Origin of the sequence: Neobacillus soli NBRC 102451 (assembly GCF_001591665.1) — a bacterium.
Lineage (GTDB): Bacteria > Bacillota > Bacilli > Bacillales > Cytobacillaceae > Neobacillus > Neobacillus soli.
Genome location: NZ_BCVI01000016.1, coordinates 63,966 through 80,801 on the forward strand (window position 1 = coordinate 63,966; position 16,836 = coordinate 80,801).

Genomic DNA, 16,836 nt, shown 5'->3' on the forward strand with positions numbered 1-16,836 from the left:
GTGCTCTATTTACCGAAAAGCGGAAAAGAGAGCTCTCTCGGTAAAAGGAAGGGGGTTCCATTTACCGAAAGGCGGAAAAGAGAGCTCTCTCGGTAAAAGGATGGGGCTTCTATTTACCGAAAAGCAGAAAATAGAGTTCTCTCGGAAAAAGGAATAAGAGAGCTTAAGGAGTCACTTTAAGAAATTATCCACATGTAAATCAAAATTTCAAACAAAATACCTAAGGTGTCTCATCCCTACTGATGTAAGGTTTGCCATTAGAATCCTTCTAATTATCTTCTTAGACGCAATCACATTACACCATTCATAAATACCATTTGTGGTGATTTTTCTATCTGGAAAAAGAAGCTTTAATTCCTTCACACTCCGTAAAACAGCTGATTCGATATCTTCCTCGCACCCACATTTTTCACACACTAATTTCTTTTCCCCGACAAGAATCGCAAACGAGTGACATCCCGAACAAGTTAACCCCTTTTTCAGTTGTTCATACTTATAGGATGGAAATTGCGAATATCGTGATTCACTTTGATGCATCGAGATTAATTGGTCGGCTAGCTTTTTGTGGCGGCTATTTAATTTTGACGGTGTCTTGTTTAACTTTCCCATATGGGTAATAAGCTGAGTTGGATAAATAATCGGCGCGTTTAGGGGGGCTTGGTATAAAGTGAATCCAGGGTTTACAAAGACAACCTGTCCTTCAATGGGTAAAAAAATACCGAGCTTTTTAAGTAACGGACGGAGAAGCGAACTACTGCGTTTTAATTGATCCAATGGATTCTTTATTTCTTCCTTAGTTAACTTAGAATAGAAACTTTCTGATTCATAATAATAAGCGCCCTCATAGTTTTTTACTTCAAAAGGATAAATCGTTTCTTGAGAAATGATTAAGGTATCGATTTGAAATTCAGAGTTGTTAAACTCAAGGCACAGATCATTTATAATATACAAATCATTTTGGAGGTTCGCGGTTAATTGATCAAACCTCACTTCACCCTGATAACCTTTTTCAAGGTTTGAATAACGCTTTTTATCTTTTGTTGATAAAACCATCCGTGTGTTTAAAAATCTCATAATTATTAATTCCTTTGACTCCGAACGTGGTTTTAAAGGCATGGCCCACTTCCTCCCAGATTGTTAAGTTCTAAATTAATTTTATAGAAAAATTTGTCGTATTTTAAGGAAATATATGAATATTTCGTTAACAATTTCCTCAGTCCTCAGACGTAGCCATGATTCCACCTTCAGCCGTTTTATAAAAACAAATCAAAAGGTTATAATTATGAAGGAAAATTTTTCAACTTTGATGTAAACTTAGTTGGGACTTATTGAGAGGAGAGAGACTTTGGAAACAATCGTAGAATTAAAAAATGTAACAAAGGTAATTAAAGGAAGAACTATTATAGACAATATTAGCTTCCAGGTGAATAAAGGCGAGGTCTTCGGTTTTCTTGGTCCTAATGGTGCCGGGAAGACGACAACCATCCGAATGATTGTCGGGCTAATGGGGATTACATCTGGGGACATTACCATTGGCGGGGCGAGTATTAAAACCCAGTTTGAAGATGCAGTAGGTCATGTCGGTGCGATTGTTGAGAACCCGGAAATGTACAAATTTTTGACGGGCTACCAAAACCTTGTCCATTATGCAAGAATGTCAAAAGGAATCACCAAGGAGAAAATTACCGAAACGATTGAACTTGTTGGATTAACGGAGCGCATTAATGACAAGGTAAAAACATACTCGTTAGGGATGAGGCAGCGATTAGGCTTAGCCCAGTGTCTTTTACATGACCCAGCGGTGCTAATCCTTGATGAGCCTACGAATGGATTAGACCCTGCGGGAATAAGAGAAATCCGCGACTATGTCCGTCTGCTGGCACGTGAAAAGAATATGGCAGTAATTGTTTCCAGTCATTTGCTTTCCGAAATGGAAATGATGTGCGACAGAATCGGGATCATTCAAAATGGGCGTTTAATCGATGTTCAACATATGAAGGAATTTGTACATAACACGGAAGTGACATATGAGTTGGAAGTTGTCCCAAGCGAAAGCGCTTTGTCACTTATTAAAACCAACTATCCAAATGTCCGGGCAAACCTGTCCAGGAATGGAATCTCTGTTGAGCTTCCAAAAGAAGAAATACCAAATCTGGTCAAAACATTTGTCGCTAATGAAATTCAAATTTTTGGAATAAAAGAAGTGGCAAAAACTTTAGAAGATCGCTTCCTTGAAGTGACAGCGGAAAAGGGGGCAGCGCAGCATGGTTAACTTACTAAAAAATGAATGGATGAAAATCTTCAAACGGCCTGGAACCTACGTCATGATTGCGATACTTATCGTAATCACGGCACTTGTTGGAATTCTTTCTAAATATCAGGAGCAGGATTTCAAGGCTGATCCAAACTGGGAGCAAACATTACGGCAGGAAAATCTCGCCTTAGAGAAGCAGATGGAGCAAACCAAGATGGATTTCAAGAAAGAAATCGCCATCAATGAATATCGGATTAAGCATCATATTCCACCAAAAGAAAAATATCATGTTTGGTCATTTGTTAAAGATACATCACAGCTGATCATCTTAGCCGGATTATTTACAATTATCATTTCGGCGGGAATTGTCGCGAGCGAATTCAATTGGGGAACGATTAAGTTATTACTGATACGACCGATAAACCGCAGTAAAATTTTAGCTTCAAAGTATTTGACGATATTGCTGTTTGCCTTGTTGATGCTGGGCATTTTGTTTGTTTTCTCAGCGATACTTGGTGCCATCCTGTTTGGAATGCCAGACAAAGCCGTTCCCTATTTGAATTATTATAATGGCCAGGTGACAGAGCAAAATATTGTTGTCCATCTATTAATTTATTATGGGTTAAGTTCAATTGACACGATTATGCTTGCTACAATGGCATTCATGATTTCCTCCGTTTTTCGGAATAGTTCACTTGCGATTGGCTTATCAATCTTTCTATTATTTACTGGTGCTACATTTACGACCCTGTTAGCCATGAAATTTAGCTGGGCAAAATATATCTTGTTTGCCAATACGAATTTATCACTATACTTTGAAGGTACGCCAATGTTGGAAGGGATGACCATGTCGTTCTCAATCATTATGCTCTTGATTTACTTTGCGATTTTCCAATTCTTAGCCTTCTTTATTTTCAAAAAGCGAGACGTAGCTGCTTAATAAAAAAAGGTGTCAGGCACCATGTGAAAATTTCACATGGTTTCTGACACCTTAATTTACCTTTTACGGGTTAGCTTTTCATAAACGCTGGCTAATGCCTGCTCAAATTTGCCTGTTTTTTTCGGTTGATAGTATTGTTTGTTTTTTAATTTGTCCGGTAAATACTGCTGCGGCACCCAGCCATTTTCATAGTCATGAGGATATAAGTAACCAATCCCTCTGCCAAGCTCTTTTGCTCCTTTATAGTGAGCATCACGTAAATGGTCGGGTATTTCGCCGACAATGCCTTTTTGAATATCATCCAGTGCAGCCTGAATCGCTATAACGGCAGAATTAGACTTAGGCGAGAGGCATAATTCAATAACGGCATTCGCAAGCGGAATCCTCGCCTCTGGAAACCCGATTCTTTCCGCCGTTTCAATTGCCGCCAATGTGCGTGCTCCGGCTTGGGGGTTAGCCAATCCGACATCTTCATAAGCAATCACAATCAGTCTGCGGCTTATACTTACTAAATCTCCTGCCTCAATTAATCTGCCAAGATAGTGGAGGGCTGCATTGACATCACTGCCGCGTATCGATTTCTGGAAGGCTGAGAGGACATCATAATGCCCATCCCCGTCCTTATCGGCAACCAAGCTTTTCTTTTGTAAACATTCTTCGGCGGTATCAACATCAATATTAATAACACCGCGATCATTTTTATCGGTTGATAGTACCGCTAGTTCCAGGGCGTTCAAGGAACTTCTAACATCTCCATTTGAGCCTTGTGCAAAATGCAGTAAGGCCTCATCTGCAATCTCGACCTTTATTTTTCCAAAACCGCGTTCTTCATCTTCAAGGGCATGTAGTAAGGCCTGCTTTACTTCATCAGGCGCTAGCGGTTTTAGCTCGAAAATCTGACAGCGGCTGCGAATTGCCGGATTAATCGCATGATAGGGATTGCTTGTCGTTGCTCCAATTAATACAATCATCCCGTTTTCCAAAAAAGGAAGTAAAAAGTCTTGCTTCGCTTTATCTAAACGATGGACCTCATCAAGAAGCAGAATTACTTTCCCGGACATTTTCGCCTCAGCAGCGACAATTTCCATATCTTTTTTATTATTTGTAACCGCGTTCAGCGTCCGAAAGGCATATTTCGTGCTGCCGGCAATCGCACTGGCAATCGAGGTTTTGCCAATACCAGGCGGTCCATACAAAATCATCGATGTCAGCTGTTTGGCTTTCACCATTCTGGCAATTATTTTTCCGTCACCAACCAGATGCTGCTGGCCAACGACTTCTTCAATTGTTCGAGGACGCATTCGAAATGCTAATGGTTTTTGCTGCATAATCATCTCTCCAAACAAACTTCGCTAATTATAAACATACCATTTTTCATTGAAAAAGCATATTAAAGAGGAATATGGTATAATTTCTAAAGCCTATCAATTTACTGAGAATTTTTTGTGTTTATATATGAAATAGAGGTGCTAATAGATGAAAATTTCAACCAAAGGACGTTACGGTCTTACAATCATGATTGAACTTGCCAAGAAACATGGTGAAGGCCCGACTTCGTTAAAAACGATTGCTCAGGCAAACGATTTATCGGAACATTATTTAGAGCAATTGATTGCCCCATTACGAAATGCAGGATTAGTAAGAAGCATTAGGGGGGCATATGGCGGTTATGTTCTAACAGATGTTCCCGCGAAGATTACTGCAGGCGATGTGATTCGTGTCTTGGAAGGACCGATTACACCTGTGGAAGGTATTGAAGATGAAGAACCGGCCAAGCGGGAGCTATGGATCCGTATCCGCGATGCGATTAAGGATGTCTTAGACAATACAACACTAGAGGATTTAGCTAATCACAGCGATGACCGTGATATGGAAGGTTATATGTTTTATATTTAAAGTAAACGGTAATAATAGAGAATTATTTTGATTGAGGTGTAAATATGGAACGAATCTATCTCGACCATGCCGCAACAACTCCGATGCATCCAAAGGTTATTGAAAAAATGCTCGAAGTGATGAATTCCACTTTTGGAAATCCATCAAGCATCCATTCTTTTGGAAGAGATGCACGTCATCGGATGGATGTAGCTCGGGGGGCATTAGCAGGCAGTATTGGCGCAAAGGAAAATGAGATAATTTTTACAAGCGGCGGAACGGAAGCAGATAATATGGCATTATTTGGGGTTGCCGAAAGCTATCAGGATAATGGTAAGCATATCATTACATCGCAAGTGGAACACCATGCTGTTCTTCATGCTTGCAAAAAGTTAGAAAAAATTGGTTTTGAGGTCACCTATTTGCCCGTCGATGAAACAGGGCGGATTTCTATGGATGAACTCCGTGCTGCCCTAAGGGAAGATACCATATTGGTGTCAATCATGTTTGGGAACAACGAGGTAGGGACGATTCAACCGATTACGGAAATTGGACAGCTGTTAAAGGACCATCAGGCCAAATTTCATACCGATGCGGTTCAGGCATATGGGGTGGAAAAAATTAATGTCAATGACAGTTTCATCGATTTATTATCAGTTTCAGCTCATAAATTGAATGGCCCAAAAGGAACGGGTTTCCTTTATGCAAGATCAAATGTAAAACTTTCCCCCCGTTCCTTCGGCGGGGATCAAGAAAGAAAACGGCGGGCCGGGACCGAAAATATCGCTTCGATTGCCGGATTTCAAGAGGCGGTTTTGGTCGCAACTGAAGAACGGTCTGCCAAAAGAGAAAAGTTTTTTGGATTTAGGACTGCTTTACTGCAAAGGCTTCGGGAACTAGATGTTGAGTTTGAAATAAACGGATTGCTTGAATATTCGCTTCCACATGTATTAAACTTAAGCTTTCCCGGCACAAGTGTGGAAGCAATGCTCGTGAATCTGGATTTAGCAGGAATAGCTGTGTCGAGCGGTTCAGCCTGCACAGCGGGTTCGATTGAACCTTCCCATGTCCTTGTGGCCATGTTTGGTAACCAATCAGAGCGATTGATTAATTCCATTCGGTTCAGTTTTGGTTATAATACGACAGAAGAAGAAGTAATCAAGGCGGCGGAAGAAACGGCTCGTGTTGTTTCTCGCTTGAAAAAATAAATTTGTTACGATTTACAGTATTAAGAGAGGTGAAAAACGTTGGAACGAAAAGATCCGAAAAATACACGGGTTGTTGTCGGGATGTCAGGTGGTGTTGATTCATCAGTAGCAGCGTTGTTATTAAAGCAGCAAGGCTATGACGTTATCGGTATTTTTATGAAAAACTGGGATGATACCGACGATAATGGTGTATGTACCGCTACAGAAGACTATAACGACGTAATCCGTGTTTGTAATCAAATTGGCATTCCTTATTATGCCGTTAATTTTGAAAAGCAATATTGGGACAAGGTATTTACCTATTTCCTAGAGGAATATAAAGCTGGCAGGACACCGAATCCGGATGTTATGTGTAATAAAGAAATTAAATTTAAGGCATTTTTAGAGCATGCCGTTAATTTGGGGGCGGACTATCTTGCCACCGGTCACTATGCCCAAGTGGAGTTTCGTGACGGGGAATACAAAATGCTTCGTGGTTTAGACGAGAATAAGGACCAAACCTATTTCTTGAACCAGTTGACGCAAGAACAGCTAAGCAAGGTCATGTTCCCGATTGGTAATCTTGAAAAACCTAGAGTGCGGGAGATTGCGAAAGAAGCAAATCTTGCGACCGCAGCAAAGAAGGATAGTACGGGTATCTGTTTCATTGGGGAACGAAATTTTAAAGACTTTTTAGGTCAGTATCTTCCCGCCCAGCCAGGAAATATGGAAACATTTGACGGGGAAGTTAAAGGTAAGCATGAAGGCTTGATGTATCATACGATTGGCCAGCGCCATGGCTTAGGGATTGGCGGCGCAGGTGAACCTTGGTTTGCGATTGGTAAGGATTTAGAAAGAAATGTCCTCTATGTCGGACAAGGCTTTGAACATGAAAAACTTTATTCTGACTCGATTACCGGAGTTAATGTTAGCTGGGTATCGAACCAAGAAAAGCCTGCAGAATTTGAATGTACGGCTAAATTCCGTTACCGCCAGGAAGATCATAAAGTGACGGTTCGTCTGTTGGAAGACGCTCAAGTTGAGGTCGTTTTCCATGAACCGATTCGTGCCATTACTCCGGGACAAGCGGTTGTTTTTTACAACGGCGATGAATGTCTTGGCGGAGGAACGATTGACATGGTCTACAAAAATGGTAAACGATTAACGTATGTTGGATAAAATTGCCCTGATTCCAAAACTGGAGTCGGGGTTTTTTAATCGGAATCCCCCGCCCCGAGTCGGCCAGTTTAACCTTGGAAATCTTATTTGGCGGAATAAACGGAGAAGTTGGCGGAATTAAAGTGAAACTTGGCGAAATTTTATTAAGGAGTTTGGCGGAATAAAAGCTCAAATTGGCGGAATTAATCCAAATGTTGGCGGAATCCCCCGAAAAAAACACGGATAGGCAAACCATACCTTTCATTGAAGTCATCTTTAAATGAAATATGATATAATTTCTCATAGGATTGGAGTTGAAATAATGGACAAAAACCAATTAGGTGTTCAATTCATGCAGGAAGGCAACTGGGAAGAGGCTGCGAAGGCCTTTAATGAAGCCATTGAAGAAAAACCGACAGACCCAATTGCCTATATTAATTTTGGCAACGTTCTTTCTGCCGTCGGCGACGATGAAAAAGCCCTTAAATTTTATCAAAAGGCCATTGAAATAGATGAAAACGCTGCAGCAGCTTATTATAGTATTGGAAATTTACTCTTTAGTAATGACCTCTTCAGTGAAGCGAAAAATATGTTTGAAACAGCTATGAAAAAAGGGCTCGAGTCGAGTGATAATTACTTTATGTTAGGGTTGACGCTGGTTTCTTTAGAACAAGGCCGATTTGCTCTTCCTTACTTACAAAGAAGTGTCGAGTTGAATGAAAACGACCCTGAAGCACGCTTTCAATATGGCTTATGTCTCGCACAACTAGAATTAATAGATGAATCGATGCTTCAATTTGAAAAATGTATCGAGCTAGACCCGGAACATTCAGATGCTTATTATAATTTAGGTGTTTCCTTTGCTTTTAAAGAAAACGTCGCAAAAGCAGTTGAAATGTTTAATAATGCACTTGCTATTCAGCCGGACCATCTGCTTGCCGGTCACGCGAAAAGGTTAATTGAAAGCAATCACTAATTTTTCCTATTTTTCAGAGAGGAGGGGGCGAAATGGACAAGCAAGATTCACTTGATTTATTTGCGGAACAAGGAAAGTATGTCAAGGGGCGGCCAATTGTAACGATTTTTCACAATGAACAAAACCTATATACTGTTTTACGGATTCGCATTGATGAAACAAATCATCAATATGAAGACAAAGAAGCGGTCGTCACTGGCTATTTTCCGAAAATCCATGAACAGGAAACCTATATCTTTTACGGTGAATTTAAGGATCATCCTAAGTTTGGGGTGCAATTTCACACCACTCATTACCGCAAGGACATGCCGCAAACAAAACAAGGGGTTATTGGCTATCTATCGGGTGAGATGTTTAAAGGGATTGGTAAGAAAACGGCCGAAAGCATCGTTGAAACCTTAGGTGAAAATGCTATCTCCAAAATTCTTAATCAGCCATCCATACTTGATTCCATTCCAAAGCTTCCTCCTGAAAAAGCAAAAATGCTTTACGATACGCTGATGGAGCATCAAGGACTCGAGCAGGTGATGGTCGCCTTAAATCAATACGGCTTTGGTCCGCAGATTTCGATGCGCATTTATCAAGCATATAAAGAAGAAACACTTGATATTATGCAAAAAAATCCGTATCAGCTCGTGGAAGATATCGAGGGCATCGGTTTTGGCCGGGCCGATGAGCTTGGCTACCAGCTTGGTATCTCCGGAAATCATCCCGATCGGATCAAAGCTGCCTGTCTCTACATACTCGAAAACGAAAGCATGCAAACAGGACATGTATTTATATATGCTGAGGAATTACTAGAGCAAGTAAAGGCTCTTTTAGAAGAAAACAAACGCGATCAAATTGAATACATAGACATGTCAAACGAGGTTATTAAGCTCCAAGAAGAGGGCAAATTAATTGGGGAAGAGAACCGTGTTTATTTACCGACGTTATTTTTTGCGGAAAAAGGGCTTGTCACGAACATCCATCGCATTCTTGAGCAAACCGAATACAAGGAACAATTTCCGGAATCTGAATTTTTACTCTCGTTAGGAGCCCTTGAGGATCGGCTCGGAGTCCAATATGCTCCGACACAAAGAGAAGCAATTCAAACCGCATTAATGGCCCCGATGCTTATTTTAACAGGAGGGCCTGGAACTGGAAAAACTACGGTTATCAAAGGGATTGTCGAGCTTTATGCTGAATTGCATGGTTGTTCGTTGGAGCCCAAGGATTACCACAAAAAGGGTGAGCCCTTTCCCTTTTTACTCGCAGCACCGACAGGACGAGCCGCAAAAAGGATGAGTGAGTCGACTGGACTTCCAGCCGTAACGATTCACCGGTTACTTGGTTTTAATGGGACTGAAGGATTTGATCGTAACGATGCGAGCCCGCTTGAGGGGAAAATCTTAATTGTTGATGAAACCTCGATGCTTGATATTTGGCTGGCAAATCAATTATTTAAGTCTCTTCCTGAAAATATTCAGGTAATCTTAGTAGGCGATGAGGATCAGCTTCCGTCCGTCGGACCTGGGCAGGTTTTAAAGGATATGCTGATATCTGAACGGATTCCGACCGTCCGTTTAACCGATATTTATCGCCAGGCAGAGGGGTCTTCTATTATCGAACTGGCTCATGATATTAAAAAGGGTTATTTACCTGCCGATATTACCGTGAAGCAAGCTGACCGTTCGTTTATCAGATGTTCAACCGTACAGGTTGCACAAGTAGTTGAAAAAGTGGCGTTAAACGCAAAAAATAAGGGGTATTCGGCCAAGGATATTCAAGTGTTGGCGCCGATGTACAGAGGACCAGCTGGGATTGACCGTTTAAATGTTCTCCTTCAGGAAATTTTTAATCCAAATCCAAATGGGTCAAGGAAGGAAATTGCCTTTGGTGATGTGAAGTATCGCATCGGTGATAAGGTGCTCCAGCTCGTTAATCAGCCGGAAAGCAATGTGTTTAATGGGGATATAGGGGAAATTATCTCAATTATTTATGCGAAGGAAAACACCGAAAAGCAAGACATGATCTATATTTCCTTTGAAGGCAATGAGGTTGAATATACGAGGCAGGATTTGAATCAAATCACCCATGCCTACTGTTGCTCCGTCCATAAATCGCAGGGTAGTGAATTTCCGATTGTCATCCTTCCGATCACAAGAAGCTACTACCGGATGTTACGGAGAAATTTAATTTATACGGCGATTACAAGAAGTAAAAAATCATTGATTTTGTGCGGGGAAGAGGATGCGCTCCGGATGGGCGTTGAAAGAGCTGACGAACTTTCCAGGCAAACAACTTTATGTCAAAAGCTACAAGAGTCAATTCCAGTCGAATCGAGCACCGCTAAAGATGAAAATACGATCAGGGAGTTGTCCTATGAGGACGAATTAATGCAGGTTAATCCATTGGTAGGAATGGAAAACGTTTCACCTTATGATTTCATGGTAAATGACTGAAACTATAAATGTTCACAGGAGGTGAGGCACTCTTTGCGGACATTTTCATTATTGAAAGGACAACCTGTTTTTGAAAAGAGCGGTGGGACTAGGATCGGTGAGGTTAGTGACCTGTGTATCTCCGGCAACGGTAAGGTGGAAGGCCTATTAGTTAAAAAAGGCGTTTTCTTCAAACAATCCTTTTTTTTGGATATTCAAAAAGTGGCGTCCTTCGGTTGGGATGGTGTTATGATTGAGGATACAAGCCATTTGGAAAAGCTGAAAGAAAGTCCGGAATATACACTTACACATCAACATTCTTTAGATGGAATGTTGATGCTTTCCAAGAGTGGTGAATCACTTGGTTTATTGAAAGATGTATATTTCCAGGAAGAATTGGGTACAATCGTAGGGTACGAAATCACGGATGGCTTCTTTTCGGATATCACGGAAGGTAAACAAGTCATTCAATCCGGTAAGCCCTTAGCGATCGGAAAGGATGCCATTATCGTAGACGTAAATCATACGTGAGGTGTCTTTTCATGTTTAATTGCCCCAATTGTCAAAGCAAGGATATCGGCAAAATTGGCATCAACCAATATTATTGCTGGAATTGCTATATCGAACTTACCGTTAACAATGGTCTAATCAATACCCATCAAGTCGAAGAAGACGGATCACTTAGTTCCCTAGATGATTTGTTTGAAGAAGAAGAGCGTCGTTACACCCTTTAAAAAAGAAAGGCGGAAGCGCCCGTTGGCGTTTTGCTAGACAATTTGAAGAAGAGGTGAAACGTATGAACAAAGTGATGACTTCAATGATTGCTTTTGGTGTGGGGATGGCTGCGTATAATGTGGCACAAAGAAATAATATGATGTCGGCCCGCAATATGAGAAAAATCCAAAAGAAGGTAAAACGAGCGATATTTTAAGTGAATCCCCCTCCAATTAGAGGGGGATTTTTATTTGCTTCAAATGCATAATTCCACCATCTGTCTCTAAAACTAACCCAAAAGGGGGCACTGACATTGGAAATCCGTATGAAATGGTATTACCGAATCGGTTTTTTGCTCCTTTTATTAATTGCCATTTATGTTTTTCTAAAAATCCGCTTTGTTTGGATACCCATCCTTAGGGTGGCAGCGATTATTATTCTTCCCTTTATTATTGGAGGATTTATTACTTATTTACTTCATCCGATTGTTGAAAAATTACATGAAAAAGGTCTGCATCGGGGCCTGGCAATTTTTTTAATTTATTTTATTTTTTTTGGTGGAATTGGCTTTTGTCTATATAAAGGAATTCCAGCGATTATTGACCAGCTAAGAGACCTTTCAGAAAGTGCACCCGTTTTCGCTGAGCAGTACCGGGGCTGGATTGATCAGCTGCAAACGCACACAAGGGCATGGCCTGATGGACTGCAAACCAGAATAAATGAAGGCATTGATGCCTTTGAAAAAAAGCTGGATTCACTTTTGTCCGTGCTTGTTAATCTTTCGATTAGCTTTTTAAATTCAGCATTAATTATGATGATTATCCCATTCATTGCTTTTTATATGTTAAAAGACTTTGCTATGATAAAACGCGCTGTCTGGTATATAACTCCTAAACAGTGGCGGAAGAAAGGGACATTTTTTCTCAAGGATATTGATGAATCGCTCGGCAGTTATATAAGGGGTCAGCTTCTTGTTTGTGTCATTATTGGCAGCGTCTCTGCCCTTTTATTTTGGATTTTTCATTTAAAATATGCCTTGCTGCTTGGAATGATTGTAGCTGCAACCAATGTCATCCCCTATTTTGGACCGATTATCGGGGCAGTGCCAGCAGTTATTATTGCTGCAACCATGTCAGTAAAATTAGTTTTGATTACACTTGTAATTGTTTTTGGTCTCCAATTTCTCGAAGGGAACATTCTATCTCCGCTTATCGTCGGAAAAAGCCTGCATATGCACCCGTTAGTCATTATGCTGGCGCTAACAGCCGGGGGAGAAATTGGTGGGATTTTGGGGCTGATATTGGCCGTGCCTGTTCTTGTTGTCCTAAAGGTTGGAATTATCCACACAAAAAATCACTTCATTAATGGAAAAACGAAAGAACCGTCATCATAATTGCTACGACTAATTGACAAACATTTTTCAGGTGGCTATAATTCGTGATATAGAATAATTGTATGAAAATGTAGAAGGATCAATTATGTTATAGTCCATCTGTAACGCGTCCTAGCGTAGAAGAGAGGAGCTTCCCTGGCTGAAAGGAGCTCTAGATGAAGGATGACAGAAAGCTAATCCGGAGTGCAGCTAACCACTGCCGTATACCTGCGTTAAGGGATTTTGAGAGATGGATACGCGTTTTGTATTCATAATCAGGGTGGTACCGCGAGACAAGCTCTCGTCCCTGTTTTTGGGATGAGGGCTTTTTTGTATGCTTTTTTTATGGAAATGGGGCGGAGCGCCGCAAAAATGAATTACCTTAGATAAGTATGGTGGAGAAAATAAATTTTTGCAGCGAATTATACAAGCAGAGCATTGCTCACACCGCCTTTGTTCCTACAATATTGTTTTGATAAATGAGGAGGTCTATTTTATGAAAAACTTAACTGGTTCACAAATTCGCACAATGTTTTTACAGTTTTTTAATGAAGAAAAAGGACACGCCATTGAACCAAGTGCATCGCTTGTCCCTCATGACGATCCATCGTTATTATGGATTAATAGTGGTGTCGCAACCCTCAAGAAATATTTCGATGGACGGGTTGTTCCCGACAATCCAAGAATTACAAATGCACAGAAATCAATTAGAACCAATGACATTGAGAATGTCGGAAAAACAGCCCGCCACCATACGTTCTTTGAAATGCTTGGTAATTTTTCCATCGGTGAATATTTTAAAGTGGAAGCGATTGAATGGGCGTGGGAGTTCTTAACTGACGAAAAATGGATTGGCTGGGATCCGGAGATGCTCTCGGTTACCGTTCATCCGGAAGATCATGAAGCATATGAAATTTGGAATAAAACAATTGGTTTGCCGGAAGAACGAATTATTCGTCTGGAAGGAAACTACTGGGACATTGGTGAAGGTCCAAGTGGTCCAAACACAGAAATTTTCTATGACCGCGGCCCTGAGTATGGTGACGACCCAACAGACCCTGAATTATACCCTGGCGGCGAAAATGACCGTTATCTTGAAGTCTGGAACTTGGTTTTTTCGCAATTTAACCATAATCCTGATGGCACGTATACACCGCTGCCAAAGAAAAATATTGATACCGGAATGGGATTAGAACGAATGACATCGGTTATTCAAAATGTCCCAACCAATTTTGATACTGACTTATTTATCCCAATCATTCGGGCTACTGAAGAGATTTCTGGTGTAAAATACGGAGAAAGTGATGAAACCGATGTGGCATTCAAGGTAATCGCCGACCATATTCGTACCGTCGCTTTCGCTGTAGGGGACGGAGCATTGCCTTCAAACGAAGGCCGCGGGTATGTGCTTCGCCGACTGCTTCGTCGAGCTGTCCGTTACGCCAAACAAATCAATATTAATCGTCCATTTATGTTTGACCTTGTTCCGGTTGTAGGTGAAATCATGCATGACTTCTATCCAGAGGTTAAAGACAAGACCGAATTCATTCAAAAGGTTATAAAGAACGAAGAGGAGCGTTTCCACGAAACCCTTCATGAAGGGTTAGCCATTTTGGAAAGCGTAATTAAGAACGAGAAAGAAAAGGGCAGTGATACCATTACTGGTGCCGATGTTTTCAGATTATATGACACCTATGGTTTCCCTGTAGAATTAACAGAGGAATATGCTGAAGAAGAGGGCATGAAGGTTGATCATCAAGGCTTTGATTTAGCAATGAACGAGCAGCGCGAACGTGCTCGTGCGGCACGTCATGATGTTGATTCGATGCAGGTTCAAGGCGGGGTGTTGAGGGACGTTACGGTTGAAAGTAAGTTTGTCGGCTACAACGAACTCAAAACGAACTCTTCAGTGGCGGCAATCATTAAAAATGGTGAGCTTGTCGATGAAGTCTCCTGCGGTGAGGAAGTTCAGTTAATTCTTGATATGACCCCCTTTTATGCAGAGAGCGGCGGACAAATTGCTGACCGTGGGTTGATTGAGGGAGAAGGCGCAAGCGTAGTTGTGAAAGATGTCCAAAAAGCACCAAACGGTCAAAACCTTCATCAGGTAGTTGTCAAGAGTGGCACGTTGAGAACAAACCAAAGGGTAACAGCTGCGGTTGACGCGGAAAATCGCATGAAAATTATCAAAAACCATACGGCCACCCATTTACTCCATCAAGCATTAAAGGATGTACTTGGAGAACATGTTAATCAAGCAGGTTCCCTTGTAGAACCAGATCGCCTTCGCTTTGACTTTTCGCATTTTGGTCAAATTAAACCGGAAGAACTTGAGCAAATCGAAAAAATCGTTAACGAAAAGATCTGGCGAAGCATTGAAGTGGACATCAGCCAAAAAGCAATTGCTGAAGCGAAAGCAATGGGGGCTATGGCGCTTTTTGGAGAAAAATACGGCGATATTGTTCGGGTAGTAAGGGTTGGCGATTACAGCCTTGAGCTTTGCGGCGGCTGCCATGTTCCGAATACATCGGTCATTGGTTTATTTAAAATTGTTTCAGAAGGCGGAATTGGGGCTGGAACACGAAGGATTGAAGCGGTAACAGGTGAATCTGCATATAAAACTTTAAATGAACAGGTTGGCTTATTAAAGGAAGCGGCAGACAAACTAAAAACGAATCCAAAAGATATTGTTAACCGACTTGAAAGTTTAATGATTGAAATGAAACAATTGCAAAAGGATAACGAATCACTTGCGGCGAAACTTGGAAATATTGAAGCTGGGAACCTTGTTGCCAAAGCGAAGGAAATCGATGGGATAACGGTGTTAACAGCAAATGTTCAAGGTGCCGATATGAACAATCTAAGAAATATGGCTGATGATTTGAAGCAAAAGCTTGGTTCTGTTGTCATTGTTTTAGGCAGTGCTCATGAAGGAAAAGTCAATTTAATCGCAGCGGTAACGAAGGACTTAAATGAAAAGGGCTATCACGCGGGTAAGCTAATCAAAGAAGTGGCAACCAGATGCGGCGGCGGTGGCGGCGGTCGTCCTGATATGGCTCAAGCAGGTGGAAAAGATCCTGAAAAACTGGATGCTGCACTAAAATTCGTTGATGAATGGGTAAAATCCATTTGATAATAGGACAAAGTAGTGTAAAATGTAGGTAACAATACTAAAAAGCGGAAGCGTCAAGGCGCTGTAGCTAGACATACCAATTCTCTCCTCTAGTAAAAAAGCGAGGTGCATGAAATGAGCTCTTTAGACAAAACGATGAGATTTAATTTTCCTGAAGAACCGTTTGAACATGACATCAATGATGTTCTTCGTCAAGTTTATGAAGCTTTACAGGAAAAGGGGTATAACCCAATCAATCAAATAGTCGGTTACCTTTTATCAGGAGATCCCGCCTATATTCCACGTCATCACGATGCCCGCAATATTATTCGCAAGCTTGAACGTGATGAAATTATCGAGGAATTGGTGAAATCCTATCTTAAACAACAGCGAGAGGGTTAATTAATGCGCGTAATGGGATTAGATGTAGGCTCAAAAACAGTCGGTGTTGCCGTTAGCGATGAACTAGGCTGGACCGCACAGGGCCTCAAAACTCTCAAAATCAATGAAGAAAAAAGTGAGTTTGGTTTTGAGGAAATTGGTCAATTAATAGAAGAGTATCAAGTAGATACGGTTGTCATCGGCCTGCCTAAAAATATGAACGGGACGATTGGACCACGCGCTGAAGCAAGTCAGCAATTTGCCAATGAAATTGAAAGTAAATTTGCTGTGCCAACAGTCCTTTGGGACGAGCGTCTAACGACAATGGCAGCTGAGCGTGTTTTGCTTGAGGCCGATATGAGCCGGAAAAAACGAAAGAAAGTAATCGATAAGATGGCTGCAGTGATGATCCTGCAAGGCTATCTTGATAGCAAAAATTAATGA

At 41.2% G+C, this 16,836-nt stretch carries 16 protein-coding genes; 14 read left to right on the top strand and 2 right to left on the bottom strand.

Annotation, left to right across the window (positions count from 1 at the left end; genetic code table 11):
• Positions 1–207: 207 nt before the first annotated feature.
• Entirely contained in the window at positions 208–1,116 is a 909-nt protein-coding gene (locus BSO02S_RS05975) for a nuclease-related domain-containing protein (RefSeq protein ID WP_066063913.1), read from the bottom strand.
• Positions 1,117–1,345: 229 nt separating this feature from the next.
• Here BSO02S_RS05975 and BSO02S_RS05980 point away from each other — a divergent pair, with 229 nt between their 5' ends.
• Positions 1,346–2,272, top strand: coding sequence for an ABC transporter ATP-binding protein (locus BSO02S_RS05980; protein ID WP_066063916.1), 927 nt, complete (start codon positions 1,346–1,348; stop codon positions 2,270–2,272).
• Positions 2,265–3,194 carry an ABC transporter permease gene (locus tag BSO02S_RS05985; RefSeq protein ID WP_066063920.1) on the top strand — a complete coding sequence of 310 codons (930 nt, stop codon included), beginning with the start codon at positions 2,265–2,267 and terminating at the stop codon, positions 3,192–3,194. The genes BSO02S_RS05980 and BSO02S_RS05985 overlap by 8 nt, the downstream gene beginning before the upstream one ends.
• 56 nt (positions 3,195–3,250) lie before the next feature.
• Here the strand turns inward: BSO02S_RS05985 and BSO02S_RS05990 are convergent, their stop codons facing one another.
• Complete coding sequence (locus BSO02S_RS05990) at positions 3,251–4,522, bottom strand: replication-associated recombination protein A (RefSeq protein WP_066063923.1); 1,272 nt, start codon at positions 4,520–4,522, stop codon at positions 3,251–3,253.
• 148 nt (positions 4,523–4,670) lie between these two features.
• Here BSO02S_RS05990 and cymR point away from each other — a divergent pair, with 148 nt between their 5' ends.
• The 12 genes from cymR to ruvX all read left to right on the top strand — a co-directional run bounded on the left by cymR (position 4,671) and on the right by ruvX (position 16,833).
• A complete protein-coding gene (gene cymR, locus BSO02S_RS05995; protein WP_066063926.1) occupies positions 4,671–5,090 on the top strand; it encodes a cysteine metabolism transcriptional regulator CymR in 420 nt (139 codons plus the stop codon).
• Between the two features lie 44 nt (positions 5,091–5,134).
• Positions 5,135–6,277 (top strand): cysteine desulfurase family protein, encoded by a 1,143-nt coding sequence (locus BSO02S_RS06000; RefSeq protein ID WP_066063931.1) that lies wholly within the window; start codon positions 5,135–5,137, stop codon positions 6,275–6,277.
• A gap of 39 nt (positions 6,278–6,316) precedes the next feature.
• Entirely contained in the window at positions 6,317–7,435 is a 1,119-nt protein-coding gene (mnmA, locus tag BSO02S_RS06005) for a tRNA 2-thiouridine(34) synthase MnmA (RefSeq protein WP_142303700.1), read from the top strand.
• A gap of 301 nt (positions 7,436–7,736) precedes the next feature.
• Entirely contained in the window at positions 7,737–8,390 is a 654-nt protein-coding gene (locus BSO02S_RS06010) for a tetratricopeptide repeat protein (RefSeq protein WP_066063934.1), read from the top strand.
• Positions 8,391–8,422: 32 nt separating this feature from the next.
• Positions 8,423–10,834 (top strand): SF1B family DNA helicase RecD2, encoded by a 2,412-nt coding sequence (gene recD2, locus BSO02S_RS06015; RefSeq protein WP_066063937.1) that lies wholly within the window; start codon positions 8,423–8,425, stop codon positions 10,832–10,834.
• A 33-nt stretch (positions 10,835–10,867) separates the two neighbouring features.
• Complete coding sequence (locus BSO02S_RS06020) at positions 10,868–11,344, top strand: PRC-barrel domain-containing protein (protein ID WP_066063940.1); 477 nt, start codon at positions 10,868–10,870, stop codon at positions 11,342–11,344.
• A gap of 11 nt (positions 11,345–11,355) precedes the next feature.
• The gene (locus BSO02S_RS06025) at positions 11,356–11,547 is read left to right on the top strand and encodes a YrzR-like zinc ribbon domain (protein ID WP_066063941.1); all 192 of its coding nucleotides are present in this window, start codon (positions 11,356–11,358) and stop codon (positions 11,545–11,547) included.
• 62 nt (positions 11,548–11,609) lie between these two features.
• Positions 11,610–11,744: a YrzQ family protein gene (locus BSO02S_RS26165; protein ID WP_084374914.1), complete on the top strand. Its 135-nt coding sequence runs from the start codon at positions 11,610–11,612 to the stop codon at positions 11,742–11,744.
• 96 nt (positions 11,745–11,840) lie between these two features.
• Positions 11,841–12,920, top strand: a complete 1,080-nt coding sequence (locus BSO02S_RS06030) for an AI-2E family transporter (protein ID WP_066063942.1) — start codon at positions 11,841–11,843, stop codon at positions 12,918–12,920.
• Between the two features lie 475 nt (positions 12,921–13,395).
• Positions 13,396–16,032, top strand: a complete 2,637-nt coding sequence (alaS, locus tag BSO02S_RS06035) for an alanine--tRNA ligase (protein ID WP_066063945.1) — start codon at positions 13,396–13,398, stop codon at positions 16,030–16,032.
• A gap of 114 nt (positions 16,033–16,146) precedes the next feature.
• Positions 16,147–16,413 carry an IreB family regulatory phosphoprotein gene (locus BSO02S_RS06040; RefSeq protein WP_066063948.1) on the top strand — a complete coding sequence of 89 codons (267 nt, stop codon included), beginning with the start codon at positions 16,147–16,149 and terminating at the stop codon, positions 16,411–16,413.
• A gap of 3 nt (positions 16,414–16,416) precedes the next feature.
• Positions 16,417–16,833, top strand: coding sequence for a Holliday junction resolvase RuvX (ruvX, locus tag BSO02S_RS06045; RefSeq protein ID WP_066063952.1), 417 nt, complete (start codon positions 16,417–16,419; stop codon positions 16,831–16,833).
• Positions 16,834–16,836 lie beyond the last annotated feature (3 nt).

Excerpts from the sequence above, each read along its gene's own strand:
- BSO02S_RS05975 (WP_066063913.1), bottom strand. The coding sequence starts at position 1,116 with ATGCCTTTAAAACCACGTTCGGAGTCAAAGGAATTAATAATTATGAGA.
- BSO02S_RS05985 (WP_066063920.1), top strand. The coding sequence starts at position 2,265 with ATGGTTAACTTACTAAAAAATGAATGGATGAAAATCTTCAAACGGCCT.
- BSO02S_RS05990 (WP_066063923.1), bottom strand. The coding sequence starts at position 4,522 with ATGCAGCAAAAACCATTAGCATTTCGAATGCGTCCTCGAACAATTGAA.
- cymR (WP_066063926.1), top strand. The coding sequence starts at position 4,671 with ATGAAAATTTCAACCAAAGGACGTTACGGTCTTACAATCATGATTGAA.
- BSO02S_RS06000 (WP_066063931.1), top strand. The coding sequence starts at position 5,135 with ATGGAACGAATCTATCTCGACCATGCCGCAACAACTCCGATGCATCCA.
- BSO02S_RS06010 (WP_066063934.1), top strand. The coding sequence starts at position 7,737 with ATGGACAAAAACCAATTAGGTGTTCAATTCATGCAGGAAGGCAACTGG.
- recD2 (WP_066063937.1), top strand. The coding sequence starts at position 8,423 with ATGGACAAGCAAGATTCACTTGATTTATTTGCGGAACAAGGAAAGTAT.
- BSO02S_RS06025 (WP_066063941.1), top strand. The coding sequence starts at position 11,356 with ATGTTTAATTGCCCCAATTGTCAAAGCAAGGATATCGGCAAAATTGGC.
- BSO02S_RS26165 (WP_084374914.1), top strand. The coding sequence starts at position 11,610 with ATGAACAAAGTGATGACTTCAATGATTGCTTTTGGTGTGGGGATGGCT.
- alaS (WP_066063945.1), top strand. The coding sequence starts at position 13,396 with ATGAAAAACTTAACTGGTTCACAAATTCGCACAATGTTTTTACAGTTT.
- BSO02S_RS06040 (WP_066063948.1), top strand. The coding sequence starts at position 16,147 with ATGAGCTCTTTAGACAAAACGATGAGATTTAATTTTCCTGAAGAACCG.
- ruvX (WP_066063952.1), top strand. The coding sequence starts at position 16,417 with ATGCGCGTAATGGGATTAGATGTAGGCTCAAAAACAGTCGGTGTTGCC.